22 protein-coding genes and 1 pseudogene are annotated in these 25,075 nt (G+C 74.7%); 16 read left to right on the top strand and 7 right to left on the bottom strand.

Annotation, left to right across the window (positions count from 1 at the left end):
* Positions 1 to 3: 3 nt before the first annotated feature.
* Genes OG344_RS24760 through OG344_RS24750 form a run of 3 tightly spaced genes read right to left on the bottom strand, consistent with a single transcriptional unit; the run spans position 4 to position 2,742 of the window.
* On the bottom strand, positions 4 to 597 hold the full coding sequence (locus tag OG344_RS24760) for a GNAT family N-acetyltransferase (RefSeq protein WP_405085137.1): 594 nt from the start codon (positions 595 to 597) through the stop codon (positions 4 to 6).
* Positions 594 to 2,066, bottom strand: coding sequence for an APC family permease (locus OG344_RS24755; RefSeq protein ID WP_405085136.1), 1,473 nt, complete (start codon positions 2,064 to 2,066; stop codon positions 594 to 596). Before OG344_RS24755 ends, OG344_RS24760 begins: the two co-directional genes overlap by 4 nt.
* A gap of 34 nt (positions 2,067 to 2,100) precedes the next feature.
* Positions 2,101 to 2,742, bottom strand: a complete 642-nt coding sequence (locus OG344_RS24750) for a GPP34 family phosphoprotein (RefSeq protein WP_405085135.1) — start codon at positions 2,740 to 2,742, stop codon at positions 2,101 to 2,103.
* 254 nt (positions 2,743 to 2,996) lie between these two features.
* On the opposite strand from OG344_RS24750, the gene OG344_RS24745 reads away from it, so the two are divergent.
* The gene (locus OG344_RS24745) at positions 2,997 to 3,536 is read left to right on the top strand and encodes a hypothetical protein (RefSeq protein ID WP_405085134.1); all 540 of its coding nucleotides are present in this window, start codon (positions 2,997 to 2,999) and stop codon (positions 3,534 to 3,536) included.
* 89 nt (positions 3,537 to 3,625) lie between these two features.
* Here OG344_RS24745 and OG344_RS24740 read toward each other — a convergent pair whose 3' ends face one another.
* Positions 3,626 to 4,489 (bottom strand): SDR family oxidoreductase, encoded by an 864-nt coding sequence (locus tag OG344_RS24740; RefSeq protein ID WP_405085133.1) that lies wholly within the window; start codon positions 4,487 to 4,489, stop codon positions 3,626 to 3,628.
* 135 nt (positions 4,490 to 4,624) lie between these two features.
* Between OG344_RS24740 and OG344_RS24735 the strand changes: the two genes are divergently transcribed.
* The 7 genes and pseudogenes from OG344_RS24735 to OG344_RS24705 form a co-directional block, all read left to right on the top strand.
* The gene (locus OG344_RS24735) at positions 4,625 to 6,301 is read left to right on the top strand and encodes a pentapeptide repeat-containing protein (RefSeq protein WP_405085132.1); all 1,677 of its coding nucleotides are present in this window, start codon (positions 4,625 to 4,627) and stop codon (positions 6,299 to 6,301) included.
* A gap of 29 nt (positions 6,302 to 6,330) precedes the next feature.
* Positions 6,331 to 7,215 (top strand): ABC transporter substrate-binding protein, encoded by an 885-nt coding sequence (locus OG344_RS24730; protein WP_405085131.1) that lies wholly within the window; start codon positions 6,331 to 6,333, stop codon positions 7,213 to 7,215.
* Entirely contained in the window at positions 7,206 to 8,123 is a 918-nt protein-coding gene (locus OG344_RS24725) for an amino acid ABC transporter permease (RefSeq protein ID WP_405085130.1), read from the top strand. Before OG344_RS24730 ends, OG344_RS24725 begins: the two co-directional genes overlap by 10 nt.
* Before the next feature lie 29 nt (positions 8,124 to 8,152).
* Positions 8,153 to 8,905: an amino acid ABC transporter ATP-binding protein gene (locus OG344_RS24720; RefSeq protein ID WP_405089166.1), complete on the top strand. Its 753-nt coding sequence runs from the start codon at positions 8,153 to 8,155 to the stop codon at positions 8,903 to 8,905.
* A complete protein-coding gene (locus OG344_RS24715; RefSeq protein WP_405085129.1) occupies positions 8,902 to 10,617 on the top strand; it encodes an amidohydrolase family protein in 1,716 nt (571 codons plus the stop codon). The genes OG344_RS24720 and OG344_RS24715 overlap by 4 nt, the downstream gene beginning before the upstream one ends.
* Entirely contained in the window at positions 10,614 to 11,516 is a 903-nt protein-coding gene (locus OG344_RS24710) for a serine hydrolase (protein ID WP_405085128.1), read from the top strand. The genes OG344_RS24715 and OG344_RS24710 overlap by 4 nt, the downstream gene beginning before the upstream one ends.
* Positions 11,517 to 11,569: 53 nt before the next feature.
* A pseudogene (locus OG344_RS24705) lies at positions 11,570 to 12,439 on the top strand (LysR family transcriptional regulator); the annotation flags it as partial.
* Positions 12,440 to 12,532: 93 nt separating this feature from the next.
* On the opposite strand, the gene OG344_RS24700 reads toward OG344_RS24705, so the two are convergent.
* Positions 12,533 to 13,000 (bottom strand): SPW repeat protein, encoded by a 468-nt coding sequence (locus OG344_RS24700; protein WP_405085127.1) that lies wholly within the window; start codon positions 12,998 to 13,000, stop codon positions 12,533 to 12,535.
* A gap of 212 nt (positions 13,001 to 13,212) precedes the next feature.
* On the opposite strand from OG344_RS24700, the gene OG344_RS24695 reads away from it, so the two are divergent.
* Positions 13,213 to 14,067 carry a DMT family transporter gene (locus OG344_RS24695; protein ID WP_405085126.1) on the top strand — a complete coding sequence of 285 codons (855 nt, stop codon included), beginning with the start codon at positions 13,213 to 13,215 and terminating at the stop codon, positions 14,065 to 14,067.
* On the opposite strand, the gene OG344_RS24690 is transcribed toward OG344_RS24695, so the two are convergent.
* Positions 14,000 to 15,316 carry an MGDG synthase family glycosyltransferase gene (locus OG344_RS24690; protein ID WP_405085125.1) on the bottom strand — a complete coding sequence of 439 codons (1,317 nt, stop codon included), beginning with the start codon at positions 15,314 to 15,316 and terminating at the stop codon, positions 14,000 to 14,002. The genes OG344_RS24695 and OG344_RS24690 overlap by 68 nt on opposite strands.
* A gap of 124 nt (positions 15,317 to 15,440) precedes the next feature.
* Between OG344_RS24690 and OG344_RS24685 the strand changes: the two genes are divergently transcribed.
* From OG344_RS24685 to hpnH, 7 genes are all read left to right on the top strand, one after another.
* A complete protein-coding gene (locus tag OG344_RS24685) occupies positions 15,441 to 16,151 on the top strand; it encodes a polysaccharide deacetylase family protein (protein ID WP_405085124.1) in 711 nt (236 codons plus the stop codon).
* A 208-nt stretch (positions 16,152 to 16,359) separates the two neighbouring features.
* A complete protein-coding gene (gene hpnC / locus OG344_RS24680) occupies positions 16,360 to 17,211 on the top strand; it encodes a squalene synthase HpnC (RefSeq protein WP_405085123.1) in 852 nt (283 codons plus the stop codon).
* Positions 17,186 to 18,289 (top strand): phytoene/squalene synthase family protein, encoded by a 1,104-nt coding sequence (locus OG344_RS24675; protein ID WP_405085122.1) that lies wholly within the window; start codon positions 17,186 to 17,188, stop codon positions 18,287 to 18,289. Before hpnC ends, OG344_RS24675 begins: the two co-directional genes overlap by 26 nt.
* Entirely contained in the window at positions 18,286 to 19,707 is a 1,422-nt protein-coding gene (hpnE, locus tag OG344_RS24670) for a hydroxysqualene dehydroxylase HpnE (RefSeq protein ID WP_405085121.1), read from the top strand. The genes OG344_RS24675 and hpnE overlap by 4 nt, the downstream gene beginning before the upstream one ends.
* Positions 19,704 to 21,623 (top strand): squalene--hopene cyclase, encoded by a 1,920-nt coding sequence (gene shc, locus OG344_RS24665; protein ID WP_405085120.1) that lies wholly within the window; start codon positions 19,704 to 19,706, stop codon positions 21,621 to 21,623. Before hpnE ends, shc begins: the two co-directional genes overlap by 4 nt.
* Positions 21,620 to 23,155 (top strand): 4-hydroxy-3-methylbut-2-enyl diphosphate reductase, encoded by a 1,536-nt coding sequence (gene ispH, locus OG344_RS24660; RefSeq protein WP_405085119.1) that lies wholly within the window; start codon positions 21,620 to 21,622, stop codon positions 23,153 to 23,155. Before shc ends, ispH begins: the two co-directional genes overlap by 4 nt.
* Entirely contained in the window at positions 23,155 to 24,159 is a 1,005-nt protein-coding gene (gene hpnH / locus OG344_RS24655) for an adenosyl-hopene transferase HpnH (protein ID WP_405085118.1), read from the top strand. Before ispH ends, hpnH begins: the two co-directional genes overlap by 1 nt.
* Here the strand turns inward: hpnH and OG344_RS24650 are convergent.
* On the bottom strand, positions 24,156 to 24,911 hold the full coding sequence (locus tag OG344_RS24650) for an SDR family NAD(P)-dependent oxidoreductase (RefSeq protein ID WP_405085117.1): 756 nt from the start codon (positions 24,909 to 24,911) through the stop codon (positions 24,156 to 24,158). The two genes, hpnH and OG344_RS24650, sit on opposite strands and share 4 nt — an antisense overlap.
* Between the last annotated feature and the right edge of the window lie 164 nt (positions 24,912 to 25,075).

Below are 25,075 nucleotides of genomic sequence, written 5' to 3'. Positions count from 1 at the left end.
CGGCTATCCCGCGGGCGGCCGGGGCTCGCGCCACATGGGATACATGACCGGGCCGCCGGGCAGCCGGACCAGTTCCGGCATGTCCACGTAGCCGTGGCGGCGGTAGAGCCGCCGGCTCGCCTCGCTGCTCGCCTCCAGGTAGGCGGGCGCCCCCTCGGCGTCGAGCTTGCGATGATGCTCCTCCAGCAGCATGCTGCCGAGGCCGCGGCCGGTCCTCCCCCGCTCCAGGGCGATGAAGTTCAGGAAGTGGTGCGGCTCACGCGGGTGGAGCTTTTCCAGCAGCTCGCCCAGGGCGTGGTAGCGTTCCGCGTTCTCCCCGGTGAAGGCGTCGATCGCCGCTCGCTCGCCGGGGATCTCCGGGAACGGCGCGGTGAACCAGACGGCCACCCCGGCCAGCTCGCCCTCTTCGTGGATGCCGTAGACGTCGCCGTGCACCATCGCGTGCGCGGCGTACATGGTGAAGAACCTCCGCTGGAGGGGCAGGCGGTCCTCCTCGCGCGGGACGAGCCACGCGGTGATCGCGTCGACGTGGAAGGTCTCCGCGATCAGGTGACCGGTCGCCTCCGCGTCCGTCATCCGCGTGATCACCGCGCTCACCGGGGGCCTCCCGCAGCGGCCTGGGCGCCGAGGCCGATGCCGGCGTACACCTCGGGCCGGGTCGCCTTGATCACCCGGGCCCACACGACGCCGAAGATCACCGCGACGACGTAGATGCCGGGCAGGATCCACCTCATCGGCGAGTCGGGCGCGACCCCGAGGACCGTGTCGAAGTTGACCAGCGTCAGCCCGATGATCACGACCAGCGCCACGATCGACAGGGCCGGCGCGAAGCGCGTCCGCCAGGCCGTCTCTTCGCGGGGGTCGCGGGAGAAGAACACGATCACCGAGATCGAGGTGACGGTGAGCAGGGTCAGCAGCCCGAGGCCGCCGAAGGTGCCGAAGGTGAAGAACAGCTTCGTGACCGGGTCGAGTCCCGCGACGGCGTAGACGACGATCACGATCAGGCCGAGCACGGTCTGCAGCAGCGACCCGGCGATCGGGGCGGCGGTGCGGGCCGAGGTGCGCCCGAACACCGAGGGCAGCACGTTCTCCCGGCCCAGGGCGAAGATGTACCGCGCCGTGGTGTTGTGGAAGGCGATCATGCAGGCGATGCTGCTGGTCACGAACAGCACCGAGCCGATCGTCGCGACGGTGCCGCCCAGGTGCTCGCTCGCCTGGCCGAAGATGAGCGCAGGACCCTGCTCCGTCGCCGCCTTGACGATCCCGTCCGGCCCGGTCGGCACCGTCTGGGCCCAGGCGGAGACCGAGTAGAGGATGGCGATGACCGCGATGCCCAGGTAGGTCGCGAGGGGCACGGTGCGGTGGCGGTCCTTGGACTCCTCGGCGAAGACGACCGACGACTCGATGCCGGCGAAGCCCGCGACGACGGTGGCGAGCGCGGCGCCCACGCCGGGCACGAACAGCGCCCCGGGGCTGAAGCCCTCGAAGCTGATGCCGTTCCGCGCGCCGCCGAACAGGTCGCCCAGGTCGAACAGCAGGACGACGGCGATCTCGCTGACCAGCAGAACCGACAGGATCCGGCCGTTGATGTCGATCCGCAGCAGCCCGAGCAGGCCGGTCAGCGCCCAGGCCACCAGCGCGATGACCCACCAGGGCGGCGAACCGCCGAACCAGTCCAGGAGCAGCGGCTCGGCCGCCGACCCGATGATGCCGTACAGGCCGAGTTGCAGCGCGTTGTAGGCGAGCAGCGCCACCCACGCCGTCACCACGCCCTGCGTGCGGCCGAGACCCTGCGCGGCGTAGGCGTAGAAGGCGCCGGCGTTCACCACGTGCCTGGCCATGGTCACGTAGCCGACGGCGAAGAGCGAGAAGACCGCGCCCAGCAGCAGGAACGCCAGCGGCACGCCGATCACGCCCGTCACCGCGTACGCCGTGGGGACCGAGCCCGCGACGACCATCAGCGGCGCCGCCGCGGAGATGACGAAGAACACGATGGACGGCACACCGAGCCGGTCCTGGGCAAGCGCGGCGGAGACGGCGCTCGGCCGTTGCTCTGTCAGAGACACCTGGAACTCCGTGAAAAGGTTGGGGACGGGGTGGTCACCGGCGGCTGAGGACGGCCTGCCCTACGGCGACCTTGGTCTGGGCGACGAGTCTCTGCATCGGGGCCGGGAGCATGGCGATCGCGGCGGCCACGAAGCGGGGATCGTGTTCCGACAGCACCCGCTGGGCGCAGCCGGCGGCGTCCAGCAGGCCCAGGAGGACGCGGTCCCGAGGGGCCGGCGGCGTGCGGCGCTGGACGGCGAGGTTCAGGCGGGCGAGCGGCCACCCGGCCGTGCTCATGTCCGCCGGGGCCGGAGGCTGTTGTTTCAGCAGGTGCCTGACCGGTGGTTTGAGCAGCTTCGCGGCGATCATCCGGGCGGTCACCTCGGCGTCGGCCGTGCGGGCGAGGAACAGCAGCCACGTGCTCACCGGATGGTACGGCTCGGCGGTGACGAGGCCGAGCACCTTTCTGGTGAAGGCGTCACCGCTGTCCTCCCCGGCCGTCGCGAGGACGCGTTCGGGGTTCGACGTGAGATCCAGGGTCACCCGCTCGTCGAGAATCAGCTCGGCGAGGACGCCGCCGGCCAGTGCCAGCCCCGCGAGCCGTGAATGCAGGTGTGGATGCCCCGTCGCATTGTCGTGCAGGACGAAATACAAGTCATCGACAAGAGACGGGCTCGAAAGATCGCTTTCAGCCACGGTCGGCGATGATATAGGCGCTTTGTTTCATTTGTCATCGCCCGGGAATCATAAAGATGCGAATGGGACCGCGTTTTCCCATCACGACGCGAATTATGCCAACCGAAACCCGCTTTTGGGTTTATGGGAGAACGTCGTGCCCCTCGGCCGCGGAATCCTCACCGGAGCAGTGCGTTCACGAGGACCGTGAGCAGTATCAACGCGACGATCGAGATGATGATCATGAGGAGGCATCCCGTGGGCATCGAGGGCCTATGATCACCAAGGACGACAGGGGCGCGGTGGTCCTGGCCCGCGCCCACGGCCTCTTCACGCTCGCGGGCGGGCTGTGGCCGCTGCTGCACCCGACGAGCTTCGACAAGGTGTTCGGCCCTACGACCGACCGCCGGCTGCGACGCACCGTCGCGGGCCTGCTGGTGGGGATCGGCTGGACCCAGGTGCGCGCCGCGGGCACGCCCGAAGGCGCCGGGCAGGCGCGCCGTCTCGGCATGGCCACCGCCGCGACGCTTCTCACCGCCGACCTGCTCCGCGTGCCCACCGGCCGCATCAGGCCGGCCTTTCTGCTCGACGCGGCGGCCCACGCGCTGTGGCTGCGCGCCTGGCGGGCCGGCGCCGTACGGCCCGAGCCCCGGGCGGGCGGCCGCACGAGGTCGGTCGTCGCCGCGGCGGCGGCCCTCGCGGCCGGGTGTGCCACCGGCGGCGCGCTGGCCTCGCGGGTGCTGCGGCGCCCGCCGGAGCAGGAGGTGTCCGAACTGACCCGGGCCCGCTACCTCCGCCATCCCGCCGCGAGGTGACGCCTCCCTCCACCGGGTTACATCTCCCGGCAACGGGTAAAGCGAACAGCAGTTCGATATTGGGAGGGACGATGGACCTCTCGCCCGGTTTATCCGGGTAGCGTCTCGCCGCCGATCGGCGCGAGGACCTCACCCGTGTAGTAGGACGAGAGCCGGTTCGCCGCGAAGAACACGTACGACGGGGCGATCTCGTCCGGGTCGGCCGGGCGGCCCATCGGCACCTGATCGCCGAACTTCTCCACCTTCTCCTCGGGGAAGGTGGCCGGGATGAGCGGCGTCCAGACCGGGCCCGGGGCCACCGCGTTGATCCTGATGCCCCGGTCGACCAGCACCTGGGCCATCGCGTAGGTGAACGCGTTGACGGCGCCCTTGGTCGCGGAGTAGTCGATCAGCTGCTTGTTGCCGCGCAGCCCGTTGATCGACGAGGTGTTCACGATCGACCCGCCCTCGGGCATGTGCCGTAGCGCGGCCTTCGTCACCCGGAAGTAGCTGTGGATGTTGACGGCGAAGGTGTGCTCCCACTGCTCGTCGGACAACTCCTCCAAGCTCTGCACGGGAGTCTGCGTGGCCACGTTGTTGACCAGCACGTCGATGCCGCCGAGTTCGCGTACGGCGCGCTCGACGACCTCCCCGCAGTGGCGGGAATCGGCGAGGTCACCCGGGATAAGCACGCAGCGGCGGCCCTCCTGCTCCACCAGCTTCCTGGTGTGCTCGGCGTCCTCGTGCTCGGTCAGGTAGGCGATCGCGACGTCCGCCCCCTCCTTGGCGAACGCCACGGCGACGGCCCGGCCGATGCCGGAGTCTCCCCCGGTCACGAGGGCCCGCTTCCCGGCCAGCAGGTCGCGTCCGGTGTAGTCGCGCATCTCGTCCCTCGGCTCGGGGCTCATCTCGCCCGTACGACCGGGATACGACTGTGTCTGCGGTGGCGGTGTGGAGTTCGACTGCTCAGACATGCACCCCGCGTACCCCTGCCCGGCCAGGGCAAACGATCGGGCGCGGCGGCCGCGACGGTCGCCCGGCGGATACACTCTGTTACCTATCCATCACGCTTTAGCGTCCCGAGATGGGACATCGTGTATGACGTTGACATGACATCCCGGCCGAAGATCGCCCTCGTGGACGTCGTCTGGAGAACGTGCGACGCCTCCCCCGGGTGCCCGGGCATCGCCCGCGAACCGTACGGCCGGTGCCTGGCGCACCTGACGCCCGCCGAGACCCGCGCCGTCCTGCGGGGCCTCGCCCCCGGCCAGGCGCTCGACCTGCGCGGCACCACCCTGCCGGAGGACCTGCTCACCCGCCTGCTCGACCGGCTGGAGCGCCGCGTCGGGCGGGCCAGGTTCGACCACGTGGTCTTCCCCGATCCGGCCCGCTTCGGCGAGGTCGCCTTCCTGGGGGACGCGACCTTCGACCACGCCCGGTTCGACCGGCTCGCCTCCTTCTACGGCGCCCGGTTCCTGCGCAACGTCTCCTTCCGCGCGGCCCGGTTCGCGCGTGAGCTGTCCCTGCACGAGGCGCGGGTGCGCGGCCACGCCGCCTTCGACCACGCGACGATCCGCGGCGACGCCCTGTTCGGCGCCGCGCGCTTCGGCGGCGACCTGCCCGCCGGGGACACGCCCGCCGGGGACGCACACGCCTGCGCCCCGCTCCCCGGCACACCATCCCCCGGCACCATGGCGGTCCGGGCCACACCCACCGTCTCGTTCCCGGGCGTACCGAACGTCTCGTTCGAAGGGACGCAGTTCCGCGGGTTCGCGGCGTTCGACGCGGCGGTGTTCGCCGGGGCCGTCGCCTTCCGCGGCGCTCGTTTCCACCGGGCCGTCTCCTTCCGCGGCGCCGTCTGCGCGGCGACCGCCGCCTTCGAGGGGGCGCGGTTCCAGGCCGCCGCCTACCTGGGCCCGATGCGGGTCGGGCGGCGGCTGTCCCTCGCGGGCGTACGGGCCGGGGCGGCGCTGCACGTGGAGACCGGCGGGTGCCGGGTGATCCTCAGGACCGCGGACGTCGCCGGGCCGCTCGTCGCGCGCCTGTCCGACGCCGACCTCGACCTGCGGGACGCGATCCTCGGCGGGACGTCGGCGGTCACCCGGCGCGCCGGCCGGCTGCGGGTGACCTCGCTCGACGGCCTCGACGCCGGGGCGCTCACGCTCACCGGAGCCGACCTGCGCGGGTGCGGCCTCGGCGGGCTGCGCCGCCCGGAACGCCTGCGGCTGCGGGAGTGCCTGTTCGCGGCGACGCCGGGCGGGATGCGGCTGCGGCTGGGCTGGCCGCCGGTCCGGTGGTGGAGCCGCCGCCGGATCCTCGCCGACGAGCACCTGTTGCGCGGCTGGGACCCGGCGGGACCGCCAGGACCGCCGGGGCCGCCGGGGCCGGAGGGATCGCCGGACGCCGCCCGGCTGGCCGTCCTGTACGAGCGGCTGCGGCCGGGCGTGGACGACGCCAGGACCGCCGCCGACTTCGCGTTCGGCGCCATGGACATGCGACGGCTCGGCAGCTCCCGCGGCCGGGCCAGGCTGCTGCTCTCGATCCACTGGATAGCCTCCGGCTACGGCCTGCGGACGGGCCGCGCCGTCGGGTGGCTGACGCTGGTGACGGCCCTCGCCGCGGGCGCCGTCTGCTGGACGGCCGGAGCCCGTCCGGCGCGGCAGCCGGTCGGGCAGCGCCCCCAGGTGGCGGTGGTCCGCCACGCGGCGCGAGCATCGAGAACGTCGATGCTCAGAGGCGCAAGCGTTCACGATCCTTACGAGAGCGACCTCCTGTCGTCAGCATAAGCTCAATCGTTCGCGAAACAGGAGGTTCCATGACAAAGCGCCTATCTGTGGCCATAGTCGGCGCGCTGGTGGTGTCGGCGCTCGCCGGCGGCTGCGGGCGTTCGTCGTCGGGAACCGCCGCGGGCGACAACGCGGCGGCGACGGCGAACAAGACCGCGAAGGAACTGGTCCCGGAGGACGTGCGCACGACCGGCACGCTGCGGGTCGCCACCTCCGAGGGCTACCCGCCGATGGAGATGTACAAGGAGGGCACCCAGGAGCTCACCGGGGTCGACCCCGACCTCGGCGCGGCCATCGCGGCCAAGCTGGGGCTGAAGTTCTCGATCACCAACGCCGCCTTCGACGGGCTCATCCCGGGCCTGCAGGGCGGGCGCTGGGACATCGTGATGTCCTCGATGAGCGACACCGAGGAGCGGCGCGCGGCCGTCGACTTCGTCGACTACTTCAACGCCGGCGGCGCGATCATGGTGAAGAAGGGCAACCCCGAGGGCATCAAGAACCTCGATGACCTGTGCGGCCGCACGGTCGTGCTGGCCAAGGGCAGCTCCAACCTCGCCATCGGCGAGAAGCAGAACGAGAAGTGCGCCACCAAGATGAAGATCATGCAGAGCGAGGACGCGCCCACCGGCCTGCTCTCGATCGACTCAGGGCGCGCCACCGCGACCATCGTCGACTACCCCGTGGCCGTCATGTACGCCAAGGACACCGGCAAGTACGACGTGCTGTCCGAGCAGTACGACGCCGGGCCGTGGGGCATCGCGATCGACAAGCGCAAGGCAGCGCTGCGCGACGCGGTCGCCAAGGCCATGGAGGAGCTTCAGGCCGACGGCGGCTACAAGGCCGTGCTGGACACCTACGGCGTGACGGCCAACGCCGTCGACGGCGTGCTGGTCAACACCCAGCCGTGGAAGTGACCCAGGAGAAGGCCCCCGCCGCCGAACTGCCGATCGACGCCGTGCGCCCCGCGCGGCCCGGCCGGTGGCTCGGCGCGGCGGCCGCCCTGCTCTTCCTCGTGTGGCTGGCCTACACGGTCGTCGTCAACGAGAACCTGCACTGGGACGTCATCGTCGCCTACCTGGCCGACGGCAGGATCCTCGGCGGCCTGTGGGTGACCATCCAGCTCACCGTGCTGTCCATGGCCATCGGCCTCGTGCTGGGCGTGCTCGCCGCCGTCATGCAGCTGTCGGACAACCCCGTGCTGCGCGGCACCTCCGCGCTCTACACGTGGTTCTTCCGCGGCACGCCACTGCTGGTGCAGCTGATCTTCTGGTTCAACATCGGGCTGGTCTTCCCCACCTTCGCGATCGGCGTCCCGTTCGGCGGGCCCAAGCTGGTCGAATGGTCGGCGAACGAGATCATCACACCGTTCACCGCGGCGCTGCTCGGCCTGGCGATCAACGAGGGCGCGTACATGGCGGAGATCGTCCGCGCCGGCATCCGCTCGGTGGACCCCGGCCAGCGGGAGGCCGCCGAGTCGCTCGGCATGTCGCACCGGCAGGTGCTGCGCCGCGTGGTGCTGCCCCAGGCCATGCGGGTGATCATCCCGCCGACCGGCAACCAGTTCATCTCCATGCTGAAGACCACGTCGATGGTCTCGGTCATCGCCGGGGCCGAGCTGCTCACCGTGGCGCAGCGCATCTACCTCGGCAACTTCGAGGTCATCGCGATGCTCGTCGTCGCGTCGATCTGGTACGTCGTGCTCACCACGATCGCGACCGTCGGCCAGCACTTCGTCGAGAAGCGGTTCGAGCGCGGCCACGTGCGGCTGTCCTCCCGCGTACGCCGCAACCTGCGGCCCCTGACGCCCAAGGAGCCCTCGTGAGCACCCCCGGCCAGCCGCCCGGCCAGCAGATGGTGCGGATCCGCGCCGTACGTAAGCGGTTCGGCCCGCTGGAGGTGCTCAAGGGCATCGACCTCGACGTCCCCGCCGGCTCGGTGGTGTGCGTCGTCGGGCCGTCCGGGTCGGGCAAGTCGACGCTGCTGCGCTGTGTCAACCGCCTGGAGACGATCGACTCCGGCCGCATCTGGGTGAACGGCGAGCTGATGGGCTACGCCGAGCGCGGCGGGCGGCTGCACGCGCTGCGCCCGGCCGAGCTGTCCCGCCAGCAGCGCGGCATCGGCATGGTGTTCCAGCGGTTCCATCTGTTCCCGCACCGCACCGCGATCGAGAACGTCATGGAGGGGCCGGTCACCGTGCTCCGCACGTCCGCCGCGCGGGCCCGGCGGCAGGCGGCGGAACTGCTGGAGCGGGTCGGCCTGGCCGACCGCGCGCACCACTACCCCGCGCAGCTGTCGGGGGGCCAGCAGCAGCGCGTGGCGATCGCCCGCAGCCTGGCCATGCGGCCCAGCCTGATGCTGTTCGACGAGCCGACCAGCGCGCTCGACCCCGAGCTCGTGCAGGAGGTGCTCGCCGTCATGCGGGACCTCGCGGCCAGCGGCATGACGATGATGGTCGTCACCCACGAGATGAGCTTCGCCCGCGAGGTCGGCGACCAGCTCGTCTTCATGGACGACGGCGTCATTGTGGAGCGGGGTGACCCCCGCGAGGTGCTCGCGGCGCCCCGGCACGACCGGCTGCGCGCCTTCCTGGGACAGGTCCTGTGACGGGGACGCCTCGCTTCGACCTTCTCGTCCGGGGCGGGCTGGTGGTCGACGGCACCGGCCGCCCGGCCCGGCCCGCCGACGTCGGGGTCTCCGGCGGGCGGCTGACCGTGCTGCCCCCCGGCTCATCGTCGGGCTCATCGTCGGGCTCATCGTCGGGCTCGTCGCCGGGCTCTGGGGCCGGCGCCGCCGAGGTGCTCGACGCCCGCGGGCGGGTCGTCTCCCCCGGCTTCGTCGACGTCCACACGCACTCCGACGGCGTCGCCCTGCTCGGCCCGCGCGGCGATGACAGGTCCGGCAGTGCTTCCGGCAGTGCTTCCGGCAGTGCTTCCGGCAGTGCTTCCGGGCGCGAGCTGGTGCGGGCCTCGGTGCTGCAGGGGGTCACCACCGAGATCTGCGGCAACTGCGGGTCGAGCCTGTTCCCGGCGCTGCCGGAGCGGCTGCCCGCGATGCGGGCCGAGACCCGGATCGCCTTCGGCGGCGACGTCGGCGCGTACGCCGACTTCGCGGGGTTCGCCGCCGCGCACGCCGGAGTGCCCCGGGCCAACCACCTGGCCTCGCTCGTCGGCCACGGCACCCTCCGGGCGGGCGTGCTCGGCCCGGTGGACCGGCCCGCCCGGCCCGCCGAGCTGCGCGCGATGTGCGCGCTGCTCGACGCGTCCCTGGCGCAGGGCGCGGCCGGCCTGTCCACCGGCCTCATCTACACCCCCGGCTCGTACGCCGGCACCGCCGAGGTGGTGGCGCTGGCGGAGGTGGCCGCCCGGCACGGCAAGCCGTACGTGACGCACCTGCGCGACGAGATGTCGCGGGTGGAGGAGGCGCTGGAGGAGGCGATCGAGATCTCCCGGCGCAGCGGCGCGGCGCTGCACGTGTCGCACCACAAGACGGCCGGGCGGTACGCCTGGGGCCGCACCGAGCGCACGCTGCCGCGACTCGCGGAGCTGCGCGCGGGCGGCATGGACGTCACCTGCGACGTCTACCCCTACACGGCGGGCAGCACGGCGCTGGCCGCGATGCTGCCGCCGTGGGCGAACGACGGCGGGCTGCGCGCCCTGACCGCGCGGCTCGGCGACCCCGCCCAGCGCGACCGGATGCGCCGGGCCATCGCCGAGGGCGTGCCCGGCTGGGAGAACACGGTCGGCAACGGCGGCTGGGACCGGATCTCGGTGGCCTGCGCGCCCCGTCATCCGCGGGCCGAGGGCGCGACGATCGCCGACCTCGCCGCCGCCGCGGGCGCCGACCCGCTCGACGTGGCCGCCGACCTGCTGGTCGCCGAGGACGGCGAGGTGACGATCATCAGTCATTCCATGATCGAGGATGACGTGCGCCGGGTGCTGGCCGCGCCGTACGCGATGATCGGCTCCGACGGCGTGCCGAAGCCCGGCGGGCGCCCGCACCCGCGCTGGGCCGGGACCTTCCCCCGGGTGCTCGGCCGGTACGTACGCGAGCTCGGGCTGCTCGGCCTGGAGGAGGCGGTGCACAAGATGACCGGGATGGCGGCGGCGCGCTTCGGGCTGACCGGGCGGGGCGTGATCCGCGACGGCGCGCACGCCGACCTGGTGGTGTTCGACCCGGCGGCGGTGGCCGACCTGGCCACCTTCACCGAGCCGCTGCTGCCGCCCGCGGGCGTCGGCGCGGTGGTGGTCGGCGGAGCGGTCGTCGTGCGCGACGGCGAGGAGACGGGCGCCCGCCCGGGACGGGTGCTGGCGCTGTGAACGTCGGAGACGCGGTGAACACCGGGGACGCGATCGCCGGAGACGGGGGCGGGCTCCCCCGCGACGCCGGGCCGGGAGACGTCTCCGGCCCCGCGCGCGGCTCACTGGCGGAGCTGGCGGCGTCCTGTCCGGGCACGCTGGCCGTGTGCGTGCCGGGCCTGCTCGGGGTGAACGAGGACGCGGTGCTGCCGCTCGCCAGCACGGGCAAGGTGCTGCTGCTCGCCGCGCTCGCGCGGGACGTCGCGGCCGGCGCGGTCGACCCGGCCGAGCCGGTCGGGCTGCTCGACGAGGACTACGCGGGGGGTTCTGGCCTGCTCACCGAGCTGTCGGCCCGCCGCTGGAGCATCGGCGACCTCGCCGTGCTGACCGCGTCCGTCAGCGACAACACGGCGACGAACGCGCTGCTGCGGCGGCTCGGGCTCGCCCGGGTGGACGCCGCGGCCGCCGCGCTCGGGCTGACCGGGACCCGCGTCCACGACAGGATCCGGGAGCCGCGGCTGCCCGCGCACCCGCCCGCGTTCGCCACCGGGACGGCCCGCGAGCTCGCCGGCCTCATGCGGTCCGTGGCGTACGGCCGGGAGCCGTGGCAGCGGCTGCTGCTCGGCTGGATGGCCTGCAACACCGACCGGGGCCTGGTCCCGGCGCTGCTGCCGCACGAGCCGGAGGACCGCGAGCCGCCTCGCGTGCTGCCGTACGCCGCCGGGGTGTGGGTGGCGAACAAGACCGGCACGGACGCCGGGACGCGGGCCGACGTCGGCGTGATCGCGGCGGCCCGGTGGGAGGGCTACGCGGTGCTCGCGCACGGGCCGGAAGGCTCCGAGCAGGCCCTCGTGCGGGCCGTGCGGCAGGCCGGCCTCGCCGTGGCCGCCACCGTCGCCGCCACCGTGGCCGCCACCTGACGGGCGCTGCCGCTCGGGCGTGACCAGCGCGGACGCGGCCCGATACTGGGGGCATGCTCAGCAGCCACCGCCTCAGGGTGCTCCTGGAGGTCTTCAGGACCGGGAGCATCGCCGGAGCCGCCAAGGCCCTTCGCCTGTCGCCGTCCGCCGTCTCGCACCAGCTCGCCCGGCTGGAGGAGGAGGCGGGGGTCGGGCTGGTGGAGCGGGCCGCGCACAGCCTGCGGCTGACCGCCGCGGGCCGCCGCCTGGCCGGGCGGGCCCAGGAGGTGCTCGATCTCATCGAGTCCGCCGAGAAGGACCTGCTCGCGCAGGCGCGGGCGGACGCCGGGCAGCTCCGGATCGGGTTCTTCGCCTCGGCGGGCTACCGGCTGCTGCCGATGGCGCTGTCGTCGTTCACGGCCCGCCACCCCGGCGTCGATCTCGACCTCGTGCTCGGGCAGCCGCACGAGCTGCTGACCGACGTGGAGCGAGGTGAGCTGGACGTGCTGGTCGTGTTCGAGCACGCGCTCGACCCGTGGAAGGCGCCGAAGGGCGTGGAGGTCGTCCACCTCTTCGACGAGCCGCAGCTCCTGGTCATGCCGCTCGGCCACCCCGCCGGGCACCGGCCCCGCGTGCGGCTGGCCGACCTCGCCGGCGATCCGTGGATCACCACCTTCGGTACCGACACCCCGGTGTCGGTGCTGGAGCGGGCCAGCGCCCTGGAGGGCTTCACCCCCGCGATCCGCTGCCGCAGCGACCACTACGAGGTGACGCTCGGCCTGGTGCGGGCCGGGCTGGGAGTGGCCCTGGTGCCGAGCCTCGGCGTGCAGGGCGCGGCGGGCGTCCAGGTGTGCCAGGTGGAGGGCCACCGGCTCTACCGCCGGGTCGGCGCCGCGATCCGGCCGACCAATCCCAATCCCGCCCTGCGCGCCTTCGTCGGCTATCTCAGGGACGCCTCGGCCCGCCTCAGCGTGACGCTCCGCCAGGGCACGCCCGAGCGGCCCGCCGCGCGGAGCGGCGGGCCGCCGGACGGCCGGTCACCAGTTGCCGAGCCGGTGCCCGCTCCGCTCGCCCCGCTCGTGCCGTCGGTACACCTGCGCCATGCCCAGCGCGGCGGCGCCGAGCGCGAAGATCACGATGCCGGTCACGACGTTGTTCCAGATGGTGCCGGTGGTGGCCTCGCCTCCCCCGCGCACCACCCAGGGCGAGACCAGCGCCCACACGCCGAGTAGCGGGATCAGCCACCCCATGCCGTAGGTGCGTCCGAAGGCGGACGCGAGCCCGAGTGCCAGGGCACTGACCACGAGGCCGGTGATCAGATTGCTGACGGTCAGCCCGGGGAAGCGAAAGAACCCGACGATCCAGGGCGAGAGGGCCAGGTAGAGACCCGCCAGGAAGGACAGCCCTTCCAGTACCTGAGCGGGAGCCGTCGAACCCGCCCGGTCGTAGGTCTGGCGCAGTTCGGCGATGTCGGGGTGACGCTCGATGCCGGTAGGTCCAACCATGACTGGTCCCGCCTTTCCTGCTGGTTGCGTTTGCGCGGACGGCCATACCCGCATAAATCCACACATTCTCCATATTCCGTAATATCTCGCCGATTGTTTGTTATTTAGGCGATAAATTGCCTTCAGGGTATTCGTAGGGAGATAGCGGCAGATACGGCCGGGGAGGGTACCGGTGAGGTCCGGCCGAGGGCGCGGAGACGGGGAGGGGGGCCATGATCGCTGTTGTCCTGGCGGTGCTCGCCGCGGCGGCCAACGCCGTCGCGTCGGTGCTGCAGCGCCGGGCCGCCCGCGGCATGCCCCCCGGCGAGGCGTTCCGGCTGGGGCTGATCCTGCACCTGCTGCACAGTTCCGCCTGGCTGGGCGGCATCGGGGCGCTGATCGCCGGGTTCCTGCTGCAGGCCGCCGCACTCTCGTCCGGCGGCCTAGCCCTCGTGCAGCCCCTGCTCGTCGCGGAGCTGCCGATCACGATGCTGGTGGCGGGCTGGATGTTCCGGATCCGCGTCTCGCCGATGACGTGGCTGGCCGTCGCGGCGCTGACGGCGGGGCTGGCCGGGTTCCTCGGGGCGGCCTCCCCCACTCCGGGCGACCGCCTGCCGGGCGTGCTGGGCTGGACGATCTCGGCGGGCGTGACCGCCGGGCTGGTGGCCGGCTGCGTGGCGGTCGCGATCGCCTCCGGCGGCGCCACCCGCGCCGTGCTGCTCGGGGTCTCCGCCGGGCTCGGGTTCGCCTACACCGCCGTGCTGATGAAACGCACCGTCGAGGTGCTGCCCGACGGGTTGCGGTCCCTGTCCGGCGCCTGGTCGCTGTACGCCATGGTGGCCGCCGGACTGTGCAGTCTGTTCCTGCTGCAGAACGCCCTGCACAGCGGGCCCCTCGTCGCCGTGCAGCCGGCGCTGACCGTGACCGACCCCGTCGCCAGCACGGTGTACGGCGTGGCCCTCTTCGGCGAGGGCATCCGCACCGGCCCGTGGGTGCTGCCCGAGCTGACGGGCATGGCCCTCATCCTGTACGGCAGCGTGCTGCTGTCGCGGCACGCGCCGCTGCGGGAGAGCGTCGGGACACCGTGACGGCCGCGCCGTCCGGGCGCGCGAAGCGGAGCAGCAGGGCCTCCGCCGGTTCCGCGGTGAACAGCGCCGCCGCGCGGGTGGTCAGCGCGGCGCGGGCGGGCGAGCCGGGGGCGAGCCGGTCGAGCTCCCGGAGCAGCCCGGCGGGCCGGCGGACGTGGACGCTCACCCCGGCCCGGGCCATCGCGAGCACCCCGTCCCGGCCGTGGCCGGGGATCGGCAGGCAGGTCACGACGGGCACCCCGGCGGCGAACGCCTCCCGGCAGGTCAGCCCGGCGGCGTTGTCCACCAGCGCGTAGGCCCCGGCGAGCAGGCCGGGCAAGTCGTCGCGCCAGCCGAGGGCGAGGCCCGCCGGCTCTGTCGCATCCGCCCCGGCGAACAGCCGCGTCAGGCGGCGGCGCAGCCGCTCGCCCCGCCCGCACAGCACGACGGGCACATACCGCCCGGTCCCCGGCTCGCTCTCCGGCCCCCTCTCCGGCCCCCTCTCCGGCCCGTCTCCGGGTCCGGGGCGGCCCCCATATCCGGAGCGGCCCCCATATCTGGGGCGGCACAGGGCGCGGGCCGTCCGCACGACCCGGCCGACTCCCCACGCGCCCGCGCCGACCAGCACGATCCGGTCGCCGTCGGGCAGTCCCAGCTGGCCGTGGACACTTCCCCCCGGCGCCCCTTCCGGCGCCCCCTGGGCGGCGAACCCGGGCCGCACGATCGGGGCGTACCGGAAGGCCGGGCGGCCGGTGGCGGCCGTCACGGCGAGGGCGGTGGCCGCGTCGGGGCACAGGTACCGGTCGTTGCCCCCGTGCAGCCAGAGGCGGTGCGCAGCGAAGTCGGTCAGCACGACCACGCTGGGGACCGCCAGCCGCCCCCGGGACCGCAGGTGCCCGGCGGCCTGGGCGGCGACGTGGAAGACCGGCACCAGCAGCGAGGGCCGCAGGCGGCGCACCACCCTGTTCAGCCCGGCCGCCGCCACGACCGTCAGCGGCGAGATCCGGCGAGCCCGCCCGGAGGGGGCCCGCCGCGACGCGAAGAAGATCCGGTAGACGAGGGCGTACAGCCACGGAGCCCGGAGCATCACGGTGCGGTACCACCAGCGCAGGGCCGAGCCCAGCCGCAGCGGCAGCAGGGCGAGCACGTCCACGACCGCCACCCGGACGCCCATGGCGGCGAGGCGGCGGGCCAGTTCGGCGGCCACGCCGTCGTGACCGGCCCCCATCGACGCGCTGACGATCAGCACCTTCGCCGCCGGCGGTGTCATGGGCCCCTCCCAGGGAGTGGACGACGCGGCGAGGCGCCGGATGCCGTCTCCTGCTCTCGTTCCCGGCCCGGCGGCTCCAGACACCGAGGCATATACAGATACAGACAGGGTGATAATGGACCCGATGAGACGTCGCGTGGCCGTCGCCGGGGCGGCGCTGCTGCCCGTCGCGGCGCACGTCGCGCCGGGCGCGACCTGGCTGCCCGCCGTCCGCCGCCTGCTGCCCGCCCTCGCGGGCGAGGGGCGTCCCGGGCACGTCGCGCTGACCTTCGACGACGGGCCCGATCCCCGATCGACCCCGCTGTTCCTCGACGAACTCGCCCGGCTGGGCTGCCGGGCGACGTTCTTCATGCTCGGCGAGATGCTCGACCGTCATCCCGGTCTCGGGCGGAGCGTCGCGCGGGCCGGGCACGAGGTGGCCGTGCACGGCTGGCACCACGTGAACGCCCTGACCACGCGGCCAGGCCGGATCGCGGCGGAGATGGGCCGCGCCGCGCGCCTCGTCGCCGAGGTCACCGGCGCGCGGCCCGCCTGGTACCGCCCGCCGTACGGCGTGCTCAGTGCCGAGGCGCTGCTGGCGGCGCGGCGGCACGGCCTGCGCCCGGTGCTGTGGACGGCGTGGGGCGAGGACTGGACGCGGCGGGCCACGCCGGAGTCGGTGCTGCGGACCCTGGCGCCCGGCCTGCGCGGTGGCGCCACGCTGCTGCTGCACGACAGCGACCACGCCTCCGCCCCCGGGTCGTGGCGCTCGGCGCTCGGCGCGCTGCCCGAGGTGGCCGGCCGCTGCCGCGCCGCCGGACTGCGGATCGGGCCGCTCGGCGCCCACCTCCTGTGATGCTTCGGCAGAGCTTTACCGGCGGCCGGAAGCGCCAACGGCGGGCAACGGGTCCGTCCGGCCGCGACGCCTCCTCCCGGCGTTTCTTTGGCCCGCCTTTCTCTCCGCCCTCCTCCGTGTACGCCGGGTTGCCCATCAGGTCACCCGCGCAAAGCCGCCGCCCGATCTGTCGGGTTTTGGGGGGATTTTCGATGGAGATTCTCCTAACATGTCCGCAGCGGACGTACGCGACGCCGCGCGCCGGGAGAACTTCCCGGTGGCCTCCCGGCTGCTCCCGCGCGGGTACCGCCGCGACCTCATGGCGGTGTACGGGTTCGCCCGATACGTGGACGACGCCGGCGACGAGGCGGACCCCGCGGAGCGGCCCGCCCTGCTCGACGCAGTGGAGGCCGATCTCGGCCGCCTGTACGCGGGCGGCGTCCCGCGCCTGCCGGCCGTACGCGCGCTGACGCCGCTGGTCGCCCGCCGGGCCGTGCCGAGCGCTCCGTTCCTGCACCTGGTCGAGGCCAACCGGCGCGACCAGGTGGTGCGGCGCTACGACACGTTCGCCCAGCTGCTGGGCTACTGCGAGCTGTCGGCCAACCCGGTCGGCCGGATCGTGCTGCACGTGTTCGGGCTGGCGACGCCCGAGCGGGCGCGGCTGTCCGACCTCGTCTGCTCGGCGCTCCAGGTGATCGAGCACTGCCAGGACGTGGCCGAGGACCACGCCCGCGGCCGCGTCTACCTCCCGGCGGAGGACCTGCGCAGGTTCGGCGTCGGGGAGGCCGACCTGGCCGCACCGCACGCCTCCCCGCGGCTGCGCCGGGTGATCGCCCTGCAGGCCCGCCGCGCGGCCACCCTGCTCGACGAGGGGATGCCGCTGCTGGAGACCCTGCGCGGGTTCGCGCGCACGGCGGTGGCCGGTTACGTCGCGGGTGGCCGGGCGCAACTCGTGGCGCTCGAACGCCGCCGGCACGACGTGCTGGGCGGCGCCCCGCGTGCCCGCCGCCACGCGGTGCTGCGCGAGTGGGTGCGGGTGCTGAAGGAGGTGGACGGTGACGGTTCCCGGCGCGATCCCTGATCCCGTCCCCGAGCCCCTGGCCGGCGCGGCGTCGGACCTTCCGGCCGGGCGGGTGCCGGGGCCGATGCCGGTGTCGATGCCGGGGCCGGCTCCGGGGCCGATGCCGGTGTCGCGGGCCTACGGGCACTGCGAGCACGTCGTCCGCACCCGGGCGCGGAACTTCGCGTACGGCATCCGCCTGCTGCCCCCGCCGAAGCGGCGCGCGCTCAGCACCGTCTACGCCCTCGCCCGGCGGATCGACGACGTCGGCGACGAGGCCGGTCCCGTGGCCGAACGACTGGAGCGGCTGGAGCAGGAGCGCAGGCGGCTGCGCGCCCTCACGGCCCTGCCTGAATCCCCGGGGCCCGGCCTCACGGCCATCGGGCCGGTGCCCGCCGACGTGACGGCCGATCCCGTGATGGTGGCGCTGGGCGACGCCGCGGCGCGCTTCCCCCTTCCCCTTGATGCGTTCGAGGAGCTCATCGACGGGTGCGCCGCCGACGTCGCCGGGGCGCGATACCGATGCCACGACGACCTGGTCGGCTACTGCCGGCAGGTGGCCGGGTCGATCGGGCGGCTGTCCCTCGGAGTGTTCGGCCTGGCCGACGGCGCGCTCGCGAGTGACGGCGCGCGGGTGCTGCGGCGCGCGGCGGGCCGGGCGGACGCCCTCGGCGTGGCGCTGCAGCTCACGAACATCCTCAGGGATCTGCGGGAGGACCGCTGCGCCGACCGGATCTACCTGCCCGCCGACGACCTGCGCAGGTTCGGCTGCACGCTCGGGCTGGACGCGAGGGGAAGCTTCACGGACCCGCCCGAGCGGCTGGCCGGGCTGATCCGGTTCGAGGCCGCGCGGGCGCTCGGCTGGTACGCCGAGGGCATGCGGCTGATCCCGCTGCTCGACCGGCGCAGCGCCGCCTGCACCGCGGCGATGGCCGGCATCTACCGGCGCCTTCTGGGCCGGATCGCCGCCGACCCGGCCCGGGTCCTGGCCGGGCGGCTGTCCCTCGCGCCGTGGGTCAAGGCGATGGTCGCGGCACGCGCCCTCACGGGCGCGGCGCAGGGAGAGTCACAGGGACCTTCACAGGGAGAGCCCCGATGACCGGCCTCCCGCACAACCCGGACGGCCCGGACGGCCTGGGCGGCCCCGGCGGCCCCGGCGGCGCGGTCCCGCCCGTGGCGGTGATCGGCGGCGGCCTCGCCGGGATCGCCGCGACCCTGGCCGTCGCGGAGGCCGGGTGGCCGGTGACCCTGTACGAGGCGCGGCCCCGGCTCGGCGGGGCCACCCACTCCTTCGCCCGCGGCGGCCTGACCGCCGACAACGGCCAGCACGTCTTCCTGCGCTGCTGCACGGCGTACCTCGGCCTGCTCGACCGGCTCGGCGGGACCGGGCGGGTGCGCCTGCAGGAGCGCTTCGACGTGCGGGTGCTGACCCCGCACGGCGAGCGGGGGCGGCTGCGCCGGTCCTCGCTGCCCGGGCCGTTCCACCTGCTCCCCGCGCTCGCGCGCTACCGGCTGCTGTCCCCCGCCGACCGCCTGCGGGCGGTGCGCGGCGCGCTGGCGCTGCGCGGGCTCGACCCGGCCGCGCCCGCGCTGGACCGGGCCGCGCTCGGCGGCTGGCTGGCCGCCCGGGGCCAGCGGGAGACCGTGCGGCGCGCCCTGTGGGACCTGTTCGCGGTGGCCGCGCTCAACATCGCCGCCGACGAGGCGGCGCTCGGGCCCGCGGCCATGGTGTTCCGTACGGCCCTGCTCGGCCGCGCCGACGCCGCGGACATCGGCGTGCCGTCCGTGCCGCTCGGGGAACTGCACGGCGGCGCGGCGCTGACCGCCATCGCACGGGCCGGCGGCACGGTGCGGATGCCGGCGAAGGCCGAGGCGATCCTGCCGGCCCCACCCGGCCTGCCGGGGCCGTCGGTCTTCGTCGGCGGCGCGCGGGTGGAGACCTCCGCCGTCGTCGTCGCCGTACCCCACGGGCAGGCCGCGCGGCTCGTGCCGGCCGAGGCGGCACCGGACCGCGACGCGTGGGCGGGGCTCGGGGCGAGCCCGATCGTCAACGTGCACGTCGTCTACGACCGGCCGGTCACCAGCCTGCCGTTCGCCGCGGCCGTCGGCTCTCCGGTGCAGTGGATCTTCGACCGGACGGCGGCGGGCGGGCTGACCCGGGGGCAGTACCTGACAGTGTCGGTGTCGGCGGCCCGGCACTGGATCGACGTGCCCACGGCCGCGATGCGCGCGGTGTTCGTGCCGGAGCTGGAACGGCTGCTCCCGGCCACGCGGACGGTGCGGCTGCTCGACTTCTTCATCACCAGGGAACGGCGGGCGACCTTCCGCCAGGGCCCGGGGAGCGGCGGGCTGCGCCCCGGCGCGGCCACCCGGTGGCCGGGGCTGTTCCTGGCCGGCGCCTGGACCGGCACCGGCTGGCCCGACACGATGGAGGGCGCCGTGCGCAGCGGCCTGGAGGCGGCCCGCCTGGTGGTGCGGCACCTCCGGCACGACAGGCGAATGGAGCGGGCCCGATGACCGCGCTGGTCACCGCCGCGTCGCGCGCCGCGATCGCGCTGGAGGCGGCCCGCGACCACCTGCTCGCCCTGCAGTCGCCGGAGGGCTGGTGGAAGGGCGAGCTCCAGACCAACGTGACCATGGACGCCGAGGACCTCCTGCTCCGCGAGTTCCTCGGCGTCCGGACCGGCGCGGAGACGGCCGAGGCCGCCCGGTGGATCAGGTCGCAGCAGCAGGCGGGCGGCGGCTGGGCCAACTTCCACGACGGCCCGGCCGACCTGTCCACCACCGTCGAGGCGTACGTCGCGCTGCGGCTCGCGGGCGACCCGCCGTCCGCGCCGCACCTGCGCGCCGCCGCGGACCTCGTCCGCGATCTGGGCGGCGTCGAGTCGGCCCGGGTCTTCACCCGCATCTGGCTCGCGCTGTTCGGTCTGTGGCGGTGGGAGGACCTGCCGGTGATCCCCCCGGAGATCGTGTTCCTGCCCCCGTGGTGCCCGCTGAACGTGTACGACTGGGCCTGCTGGGCGCGGCAGACGATCGTGCCGCTGACGATCGTCACCGCGCACCGGCCGGTCCGGCCGCTGCCGTTCGGCCTCGCGGAACTGCGCACCGGGCGGCGCCCGCGACGAGCCGCGCGTACGGGCCCGGACACGGTCGTGGACACGGTCGTGGACACGGCGTTCGCGGCGCTCGACCACGCGCTGCACCGCTACGAACGGCGGGCGCTCGCCGGGCTCCGCCGCGCCGCGCTCCGGCGGGCGGCCGAGTGGGTCGTCGCCCGGCAGGAGGCCGACGGGTCGTGGGGCGGCATCCAGCCGCCCTGGGTCTACTCGCTGATCGCGCTGCACCTCTCCGGGTACGACGCCGCCCATCCCGTCATGCGCCGGGGGCTGGCCGGGCTGGACCGGTTCACGATCAGGGAGGACGGCACGCGCAGGCTGGAGGCGTGCCAGTCGCCGGTCTGGGACACCGCCCTCGCCGTGATCGCGCTCCTGGACGCCGGTCTGCCGCGCGAGCACCCGGCGCTGGACCGGGCGGGTGAGTGGCTGCTCCGCGAGGAGATCCGGGGGCCCGGCGACTGGGCCGTGCGGCGCCCGGGGCTCGCGCCCGGCGGCTGGGCGTTCGAGTTCGACAACGACGGCTATCCCGACGTCGACGACACGGCGGAGGTGATCCTCGCGCTGGGCCGGTGGGGCCGTCCGGCCGCCCGGGACGCCGTACGGCGGGGGCTGCGCTGGATGGCCGGGATGGCCTCCCGCGACGGCGGCTTCGCCGCGTTCGACGCCGACAACACGCGCGCGCTGTGCCTGCGGCTGCCGTTCTGCGACTTCGGCGCGGTCATCGACCCGCCGTCGGCCGACGTGACGGCGCACGTGGTCGAGGCGCTCGCCGCCGAGGGCGAGGCCCGCTCCCCCGCCGTACGGCGGGCCGTGACGTGGCTGCTGCGGGCGCAGGAGCCCGGCGGCTCGTGGTTCGGCAGGTGGGGGGCGAACCACGTGTACGGCACCGGGGCGGTGCTGCCCGCCCTCGCCGCCGCCGGGGTGCCGCCCGCCGCCCCCTGCGTACGGCGCGCGGTCGCCTGGCTGGAGGCCCACCAGCACCCCGGCGGCGGCTGGGGCGAGGACATGCGCTCCTACCGCGACCCCGCCTGGATCGGGCGGGGCGAGCCGACCGCCTCGCAGACGGCCTGGGCGCTCATCGGCCTGCTGGCCGCCGGAGAGCGGGGCCCGGCGGTCGAGCGCGGCGTGGCGTGGCTGGCCGGCACGCAGCGCCCGGACGGCACCTGGGACGAGCCGCACTACACCGGGACCGGCTTCCCCGGCGACTTCTTCATCAACTACCACCTCTACCGGCTCGTGTTCCCGGTCAGCGCGCTCGGCCGCTACCTGCGGGCCGGGGAGGGCACGCGGGAGGGGACGCGAGAGGGGACGCCATGACGGATCTGATCGTGTGCACCGCGCTGGGCATGGAGGCCCGGGCCGTGACCCGGGGGCTGCGGCCGATGCGGGAGCGTCCCCGCGTCCGGGTCGTCCGGGTCGGCATGGGGCCGGACCGGGCGGCGCGCGCGGCGGCCCTGCTCCCGCCCGCCGGCGCCCTCGCCGTCACCGGCTTCGCGGGCGCCCTGGACGACGGGCTGCGTCCCGGGGACGTGCTCGTCGCCACCGAGATCCGCTCAGGGGACCGCGTGTGGCCGTGCCCCTCCGCCCCGCTGCTCGCCGGCGAGCTGACCCGCGCCGGGCTGCGCGCCGTCACCGGCCCGCTCGTGACCTACCCTCGCATCGTGTCCGGCCGCGACCGCCGCGCGCTGGCCGCCGAGGGGGCGGCCGCGGTCGACATGGAGAGCGCGCCGCTGGCCGCCGCCGCCCGGGGGCGGCCCTTCGCCGCCGTACGCGTGATCGTGGACACCCCCGCCGCCCCCCTGCTGAGCCTCGCGACGATGGGCGGCGCGGTGGCGGCGTGCCGCACGCTCACCCGGATCGGCCCGGTGCTGGCGCGGTGGGCGGCGGCCGCGGGCCCCCGGCGGGTGCTGCTCGCCTCCCCCCGCTCGTTCTGCGCGGGGGTCGAGCGGGCCGTCGAGATCGTGGAGCGGGCGCTCGTCCGGTACGGCCCGCCGGTGTACGTGCGCAAGCAGATCGTGCACAACGCCCACGTCGTACGGGGCCTGGAGCGGCGCGGGGCGGTGTTCGTGGACGAGCTGGCCGAGGTGCCCGACGTGCCCGGGGGCGCGGTGACCGTGTTCTCCGCGCACGGGGTGTCGCCCGCCGTGCGGGAGGAGGCCGGGCGGCGCGGCCTGCGGGTGGTCGACGCGACGTGCCCGCTGGTCGCGAAGGTCCACGCGGAGGCCCGCCGGTTCGCCGCCCGCGGCGACCTCGTCGTGCTGATCGGCCACGCCGGGCACGAGGAGGTCGAGGGCGTGCTCGGCGAGATGCCCGGCACGGGGGTGCTGGCCGAGGACGAGGCCGGGGTGGAGTCCCTGCCCGCGTCGCTCGCCGAGGGGCACCGGGTCGCCTGCCTGACGCAGACCACGCTGGCCGCCGACGAGGCCGAGGAGGTCGCGGCGGCGGTCCTGCGGCGCTTCCCCGGGGCGGAGGGGCCGCGAAGCGACGACATCTGCTACGCGACGACCAACCGGCAGCGCGCGGTGCGGGCGGTGGCCGCCGAGGCCGGGCTGGTCCTGGTCGTCGGGTCGGCGAACTCGTCCAACGCACGGCGGCTGACGGAGGTCGCCGCCCGCTCCGGTCGTGATGGAGCCCCGCTCGCCCGCCTGGTCGACGGCCCCGGCGACATCGCGCTGGAGTGGCTGCGCGGCGCCCGGACGGTCGGGCTGACCGCGAGCGCGTCCACTCCCGACTCGCTGGTGGACGCCGTCGTGGCGGCCCTCGGCGGGCTCGGGCCGCTTGAGGTGGAGGAACTGCGGGTGACCGAGGAGAACGTCGAGTTCACACTGCCGAAGGAGGTGCGGCCCTGATGCCGATGCCCTTACGTCAGAGCCTTCGCGTCGGCGGGTACGTCCTGCGCCAGCGGTTGCGGCGGCGCAGGCGGTTCCCGCTGCTGGTCGAGCTTGAGCCGTTGTTCGCCTGCAACCTCGCGTGCGCGGGCTGCGGGAAGATCCAGCACCCGGCCGGCGTGCTCAGGCAGCGCATGCCGGTCGGCCAGGCGGTCGCCGCCGTCGAGGAGTGCGGCGCCCCGATGGTGTCCATCGCCGGCGGGGAGCCGCTCATGCACCCCCAGATCGCGGAGATGGTCCGGGCGCTGGTGGCCCGGCGGAAGTACGTCTTCCTGTGCACCAACGCCCTGCTGATCCCGCGCAAGATCGACCAGTTCGCGCCCTCGCCGTACTTCGCCTGGGCGGTGCACATCGACGGGCTGCGCGAGCGGCACGACGCGTCGGTGTGCAAGGAGGGCGTGTTCGACCAGGCGGTCGCGGCGGTGCGGGAGTGCCGGCGGCGCGGCTTCCGCGTCACCACCAACACCACCTTCTTCGCCGGGGACAGCCCGCGCACGGTGATCGAGGTGCTCGACTACCTCAACGACGACCTGCGGGTCGACCAGATGATGATCTCGCCGGGGTACGCGTACGAGAAGGCGCCCGACCAGGACTGCTTCCTCGGGGTGCGGCAGACCCGCGAGCTGTTCCGCGCGGCCTTCGCCGGAGGCAACCGCGGGCGCTGGCGACTGAACCACTCGCCGCTCTACCTGGACTTCCTGGAGGGGAGGATCGACTTCCCCTGCACGGCCTGGGCCATCCCGTCGTACTCGGTCTTCGGCTGGCAGCGGCCCTGCTACCTGATGGCGGACGGGTACGCCGGGACCTACCGGGAGCTGGCCGACGAGACCGACTGGAGCGCCTACGGGCGGGGCCGCGACCCGCGCTGCGCCAACTGCATGGCGCACTGCGGCTACGAGCCGACGGCGGTCTTCGCCACCATCGGCTCGCTGCGCGAGTCCCTGCGTGCCCTGCGGAGCCCCTAGCCGAAGCGGCGGGCGAGGGCGCGGAACGGGCCGGGCGCGGCGCCGTGCAGGCGGGCGGGCAGCCGCAGCCAGGCCGGCACGTACACCTCGGCGCGGCCGCGCTCGACGGCGGCCGCGACGGCCCGCGCCACCCGCTCCGGCGGCACGGGCGCGGGCCGGCGGCGCGCGTACGGCGTGCCGCGCCGCGCGAAGAACGGCGTGTCGACCACTCCGGGCACCACGGTGGTCACCCCGATCCCGGGCAGCTCGTAGCGCAGGCTCTCGGCGAAGGCCAGCAGGCCCGCCTTGGTCGCGGCGTACACCGCCTCCTCCGGGACCCCCACCACCCCCGCGATCGAGGCGACGAAGACGAGGTGCCCGCGCCCGCGCTCGATCATCGCGGGCAGCAGCAGCCGGGTGAGCCGCACGTTGGCCGTCAGGTTGACCGCGATCAGGCGTTCCGCCGTGCCGCCCGGCATCCGCGTCAGCGGCCCGCTCCAGCCCTCACCCGCGTTCGCGACCAGCACGTCCACCGGCCCGGCGCGGGCGGCCAGGTGCTCGGCCCCGTCATGGGCCCCGTCATGGGCCCCGTCATGGGCGAGGTCGGCGGGGACGACCTCGCCGCCGGTCCGGGCGGCGACGGCGGCGAGCGCCTCCCGGTCGCGCCCGGAGAGCACCAGGCGGGCGCGGCGGGCCCACAGTTCGAGCGCGATCGCCGTGCCGATCCCCGACGACGCGCCCGTGACGAGCACCCGTGCCCCCGCGAGCCGCATCCGTCCTCCCCCCTCTGGGGGCTGTACCCGCGGACACGGCATGGCATGACGGAAGAAAACGTGGCACGCCGGGAGAAGCGGCCCGCGGCCGACGGATCGCACCATGGGACGGCAAGGGCTCGCGATCCGTGCCGGGCCCTCAGGTCACAGGGTCTCCCGGATCG

This window comes from Microbispora sp. NBC_01389, assembly GCF_045040095.1.
GTDB lineage: Bacteria > Actinomycetota > Actinomycetes > Streptosporangiales > Streptosporangiaceae > Microbispora.
The sequence above is the reverse complement of the archived record's forward strand: the minus strand, read 5'-3'. Positions and strand labels throughout refer to the sequence as shown.

Coding starts and splice junctions, on each gene's coding strand:
- OG344_RS24745 (WP_405085134.1), top strand. CDS start 2,997: ATGATCACCAAGGACGACAGGGGCGCGGTGGTCCTGGCCCGCGCCCAC.
- OG344_RS24740 (WP_405085133.1), bottom strand. CDS start 4,489: ATGTCTGAGCAGTCGAACTCCACACCGCCACCGCAGACACAGTCGTAT.
- OG344_RS24735 (WP_405085132.1), top strand. CDS start 4,625: ATGACATCCCGGCCGAAGATCGCCCTCGTGGACGTCGTCTGGAGAACG.
- OG344_RS24730 (WP_405085131.1), top strand. CDS start 6,331: ATGACAAAGCGCCTATCTGTGGCCATAGTCGGCGCGCTGGTGGTGTCG.
- OG344_RS24720 (WP_405089166.1), top strand. CDS start 8,153: ATGGTGCGGATCCGCGCCGTACGTAAGCGGTTCGGCCCGCTGGAGGTG.
- OG344_RS24700 (WP_405085127.1), bottom strand. CDS start 13,000: ATGGTTGGACCTACCGGCATCGAGCGTCACCCCGACATCGCCGAACTG.
- OG344_RS24695 (WP_405085126.1), top strand. CDS start 13,213: ATGATCGCTGTTGTCCTGGCGGTGCTCGCCGCGGCGGCCAACGCCGTC.
- OG344_RS24690 (WP_405085125.1), bottom strand. CDS start 15,316: ATGACACCGCCGGCGGCGAAGGTGCTGATCGTCAGCGCGTCGATGGGG.
- OG344_RS24685 (WP_405085124.1), top strand. CDS start 15,441: ATGAGACGTCGCGTGGCCGTCGCCGGGGCGGCGCTGCTGCCCGTCGCG.
- hpnC (WP_405085123.1), top strand. CDS start 16,360: ATGTCCGCAGCGGACGTACGCGACGCCGCGCGCCGGGAGAACTTCCCG.
- hpnE (WP_405085121.1), top strand. CDS start 18,286: ATGACCGGCCTCCCGCACAACCCGGACGGCCCGGACGGCCTGGGCGGC.
- shc (WP_405085120.1), top strand. CDS start 19,704: ATGACCGCGCTGGTCACCGCCGCGTCGCGCGCCGCGATCGCGCTGGAG.
- ispH (WP_405085119.1), top strand. CDS start 21,620: ATGACGGATCTGATCGTGTGCACCGCGCTGGGCATGGAGGCCCGGGCC.
- hpnH (WP_405085118.1), top strand. CDS start 23,155: ATGCCGATGCCCTTACGTCAGAGCCTTCGCGTCGGCGGGTACGTCCTG.
- OG344_RS24650 (WP_405085117.1), bottom strand. CDS start 24,911: ATGCGGCTCGCGGGGGCACGGGTGCTCGTCACGGGCGCGTCGTCGGGG.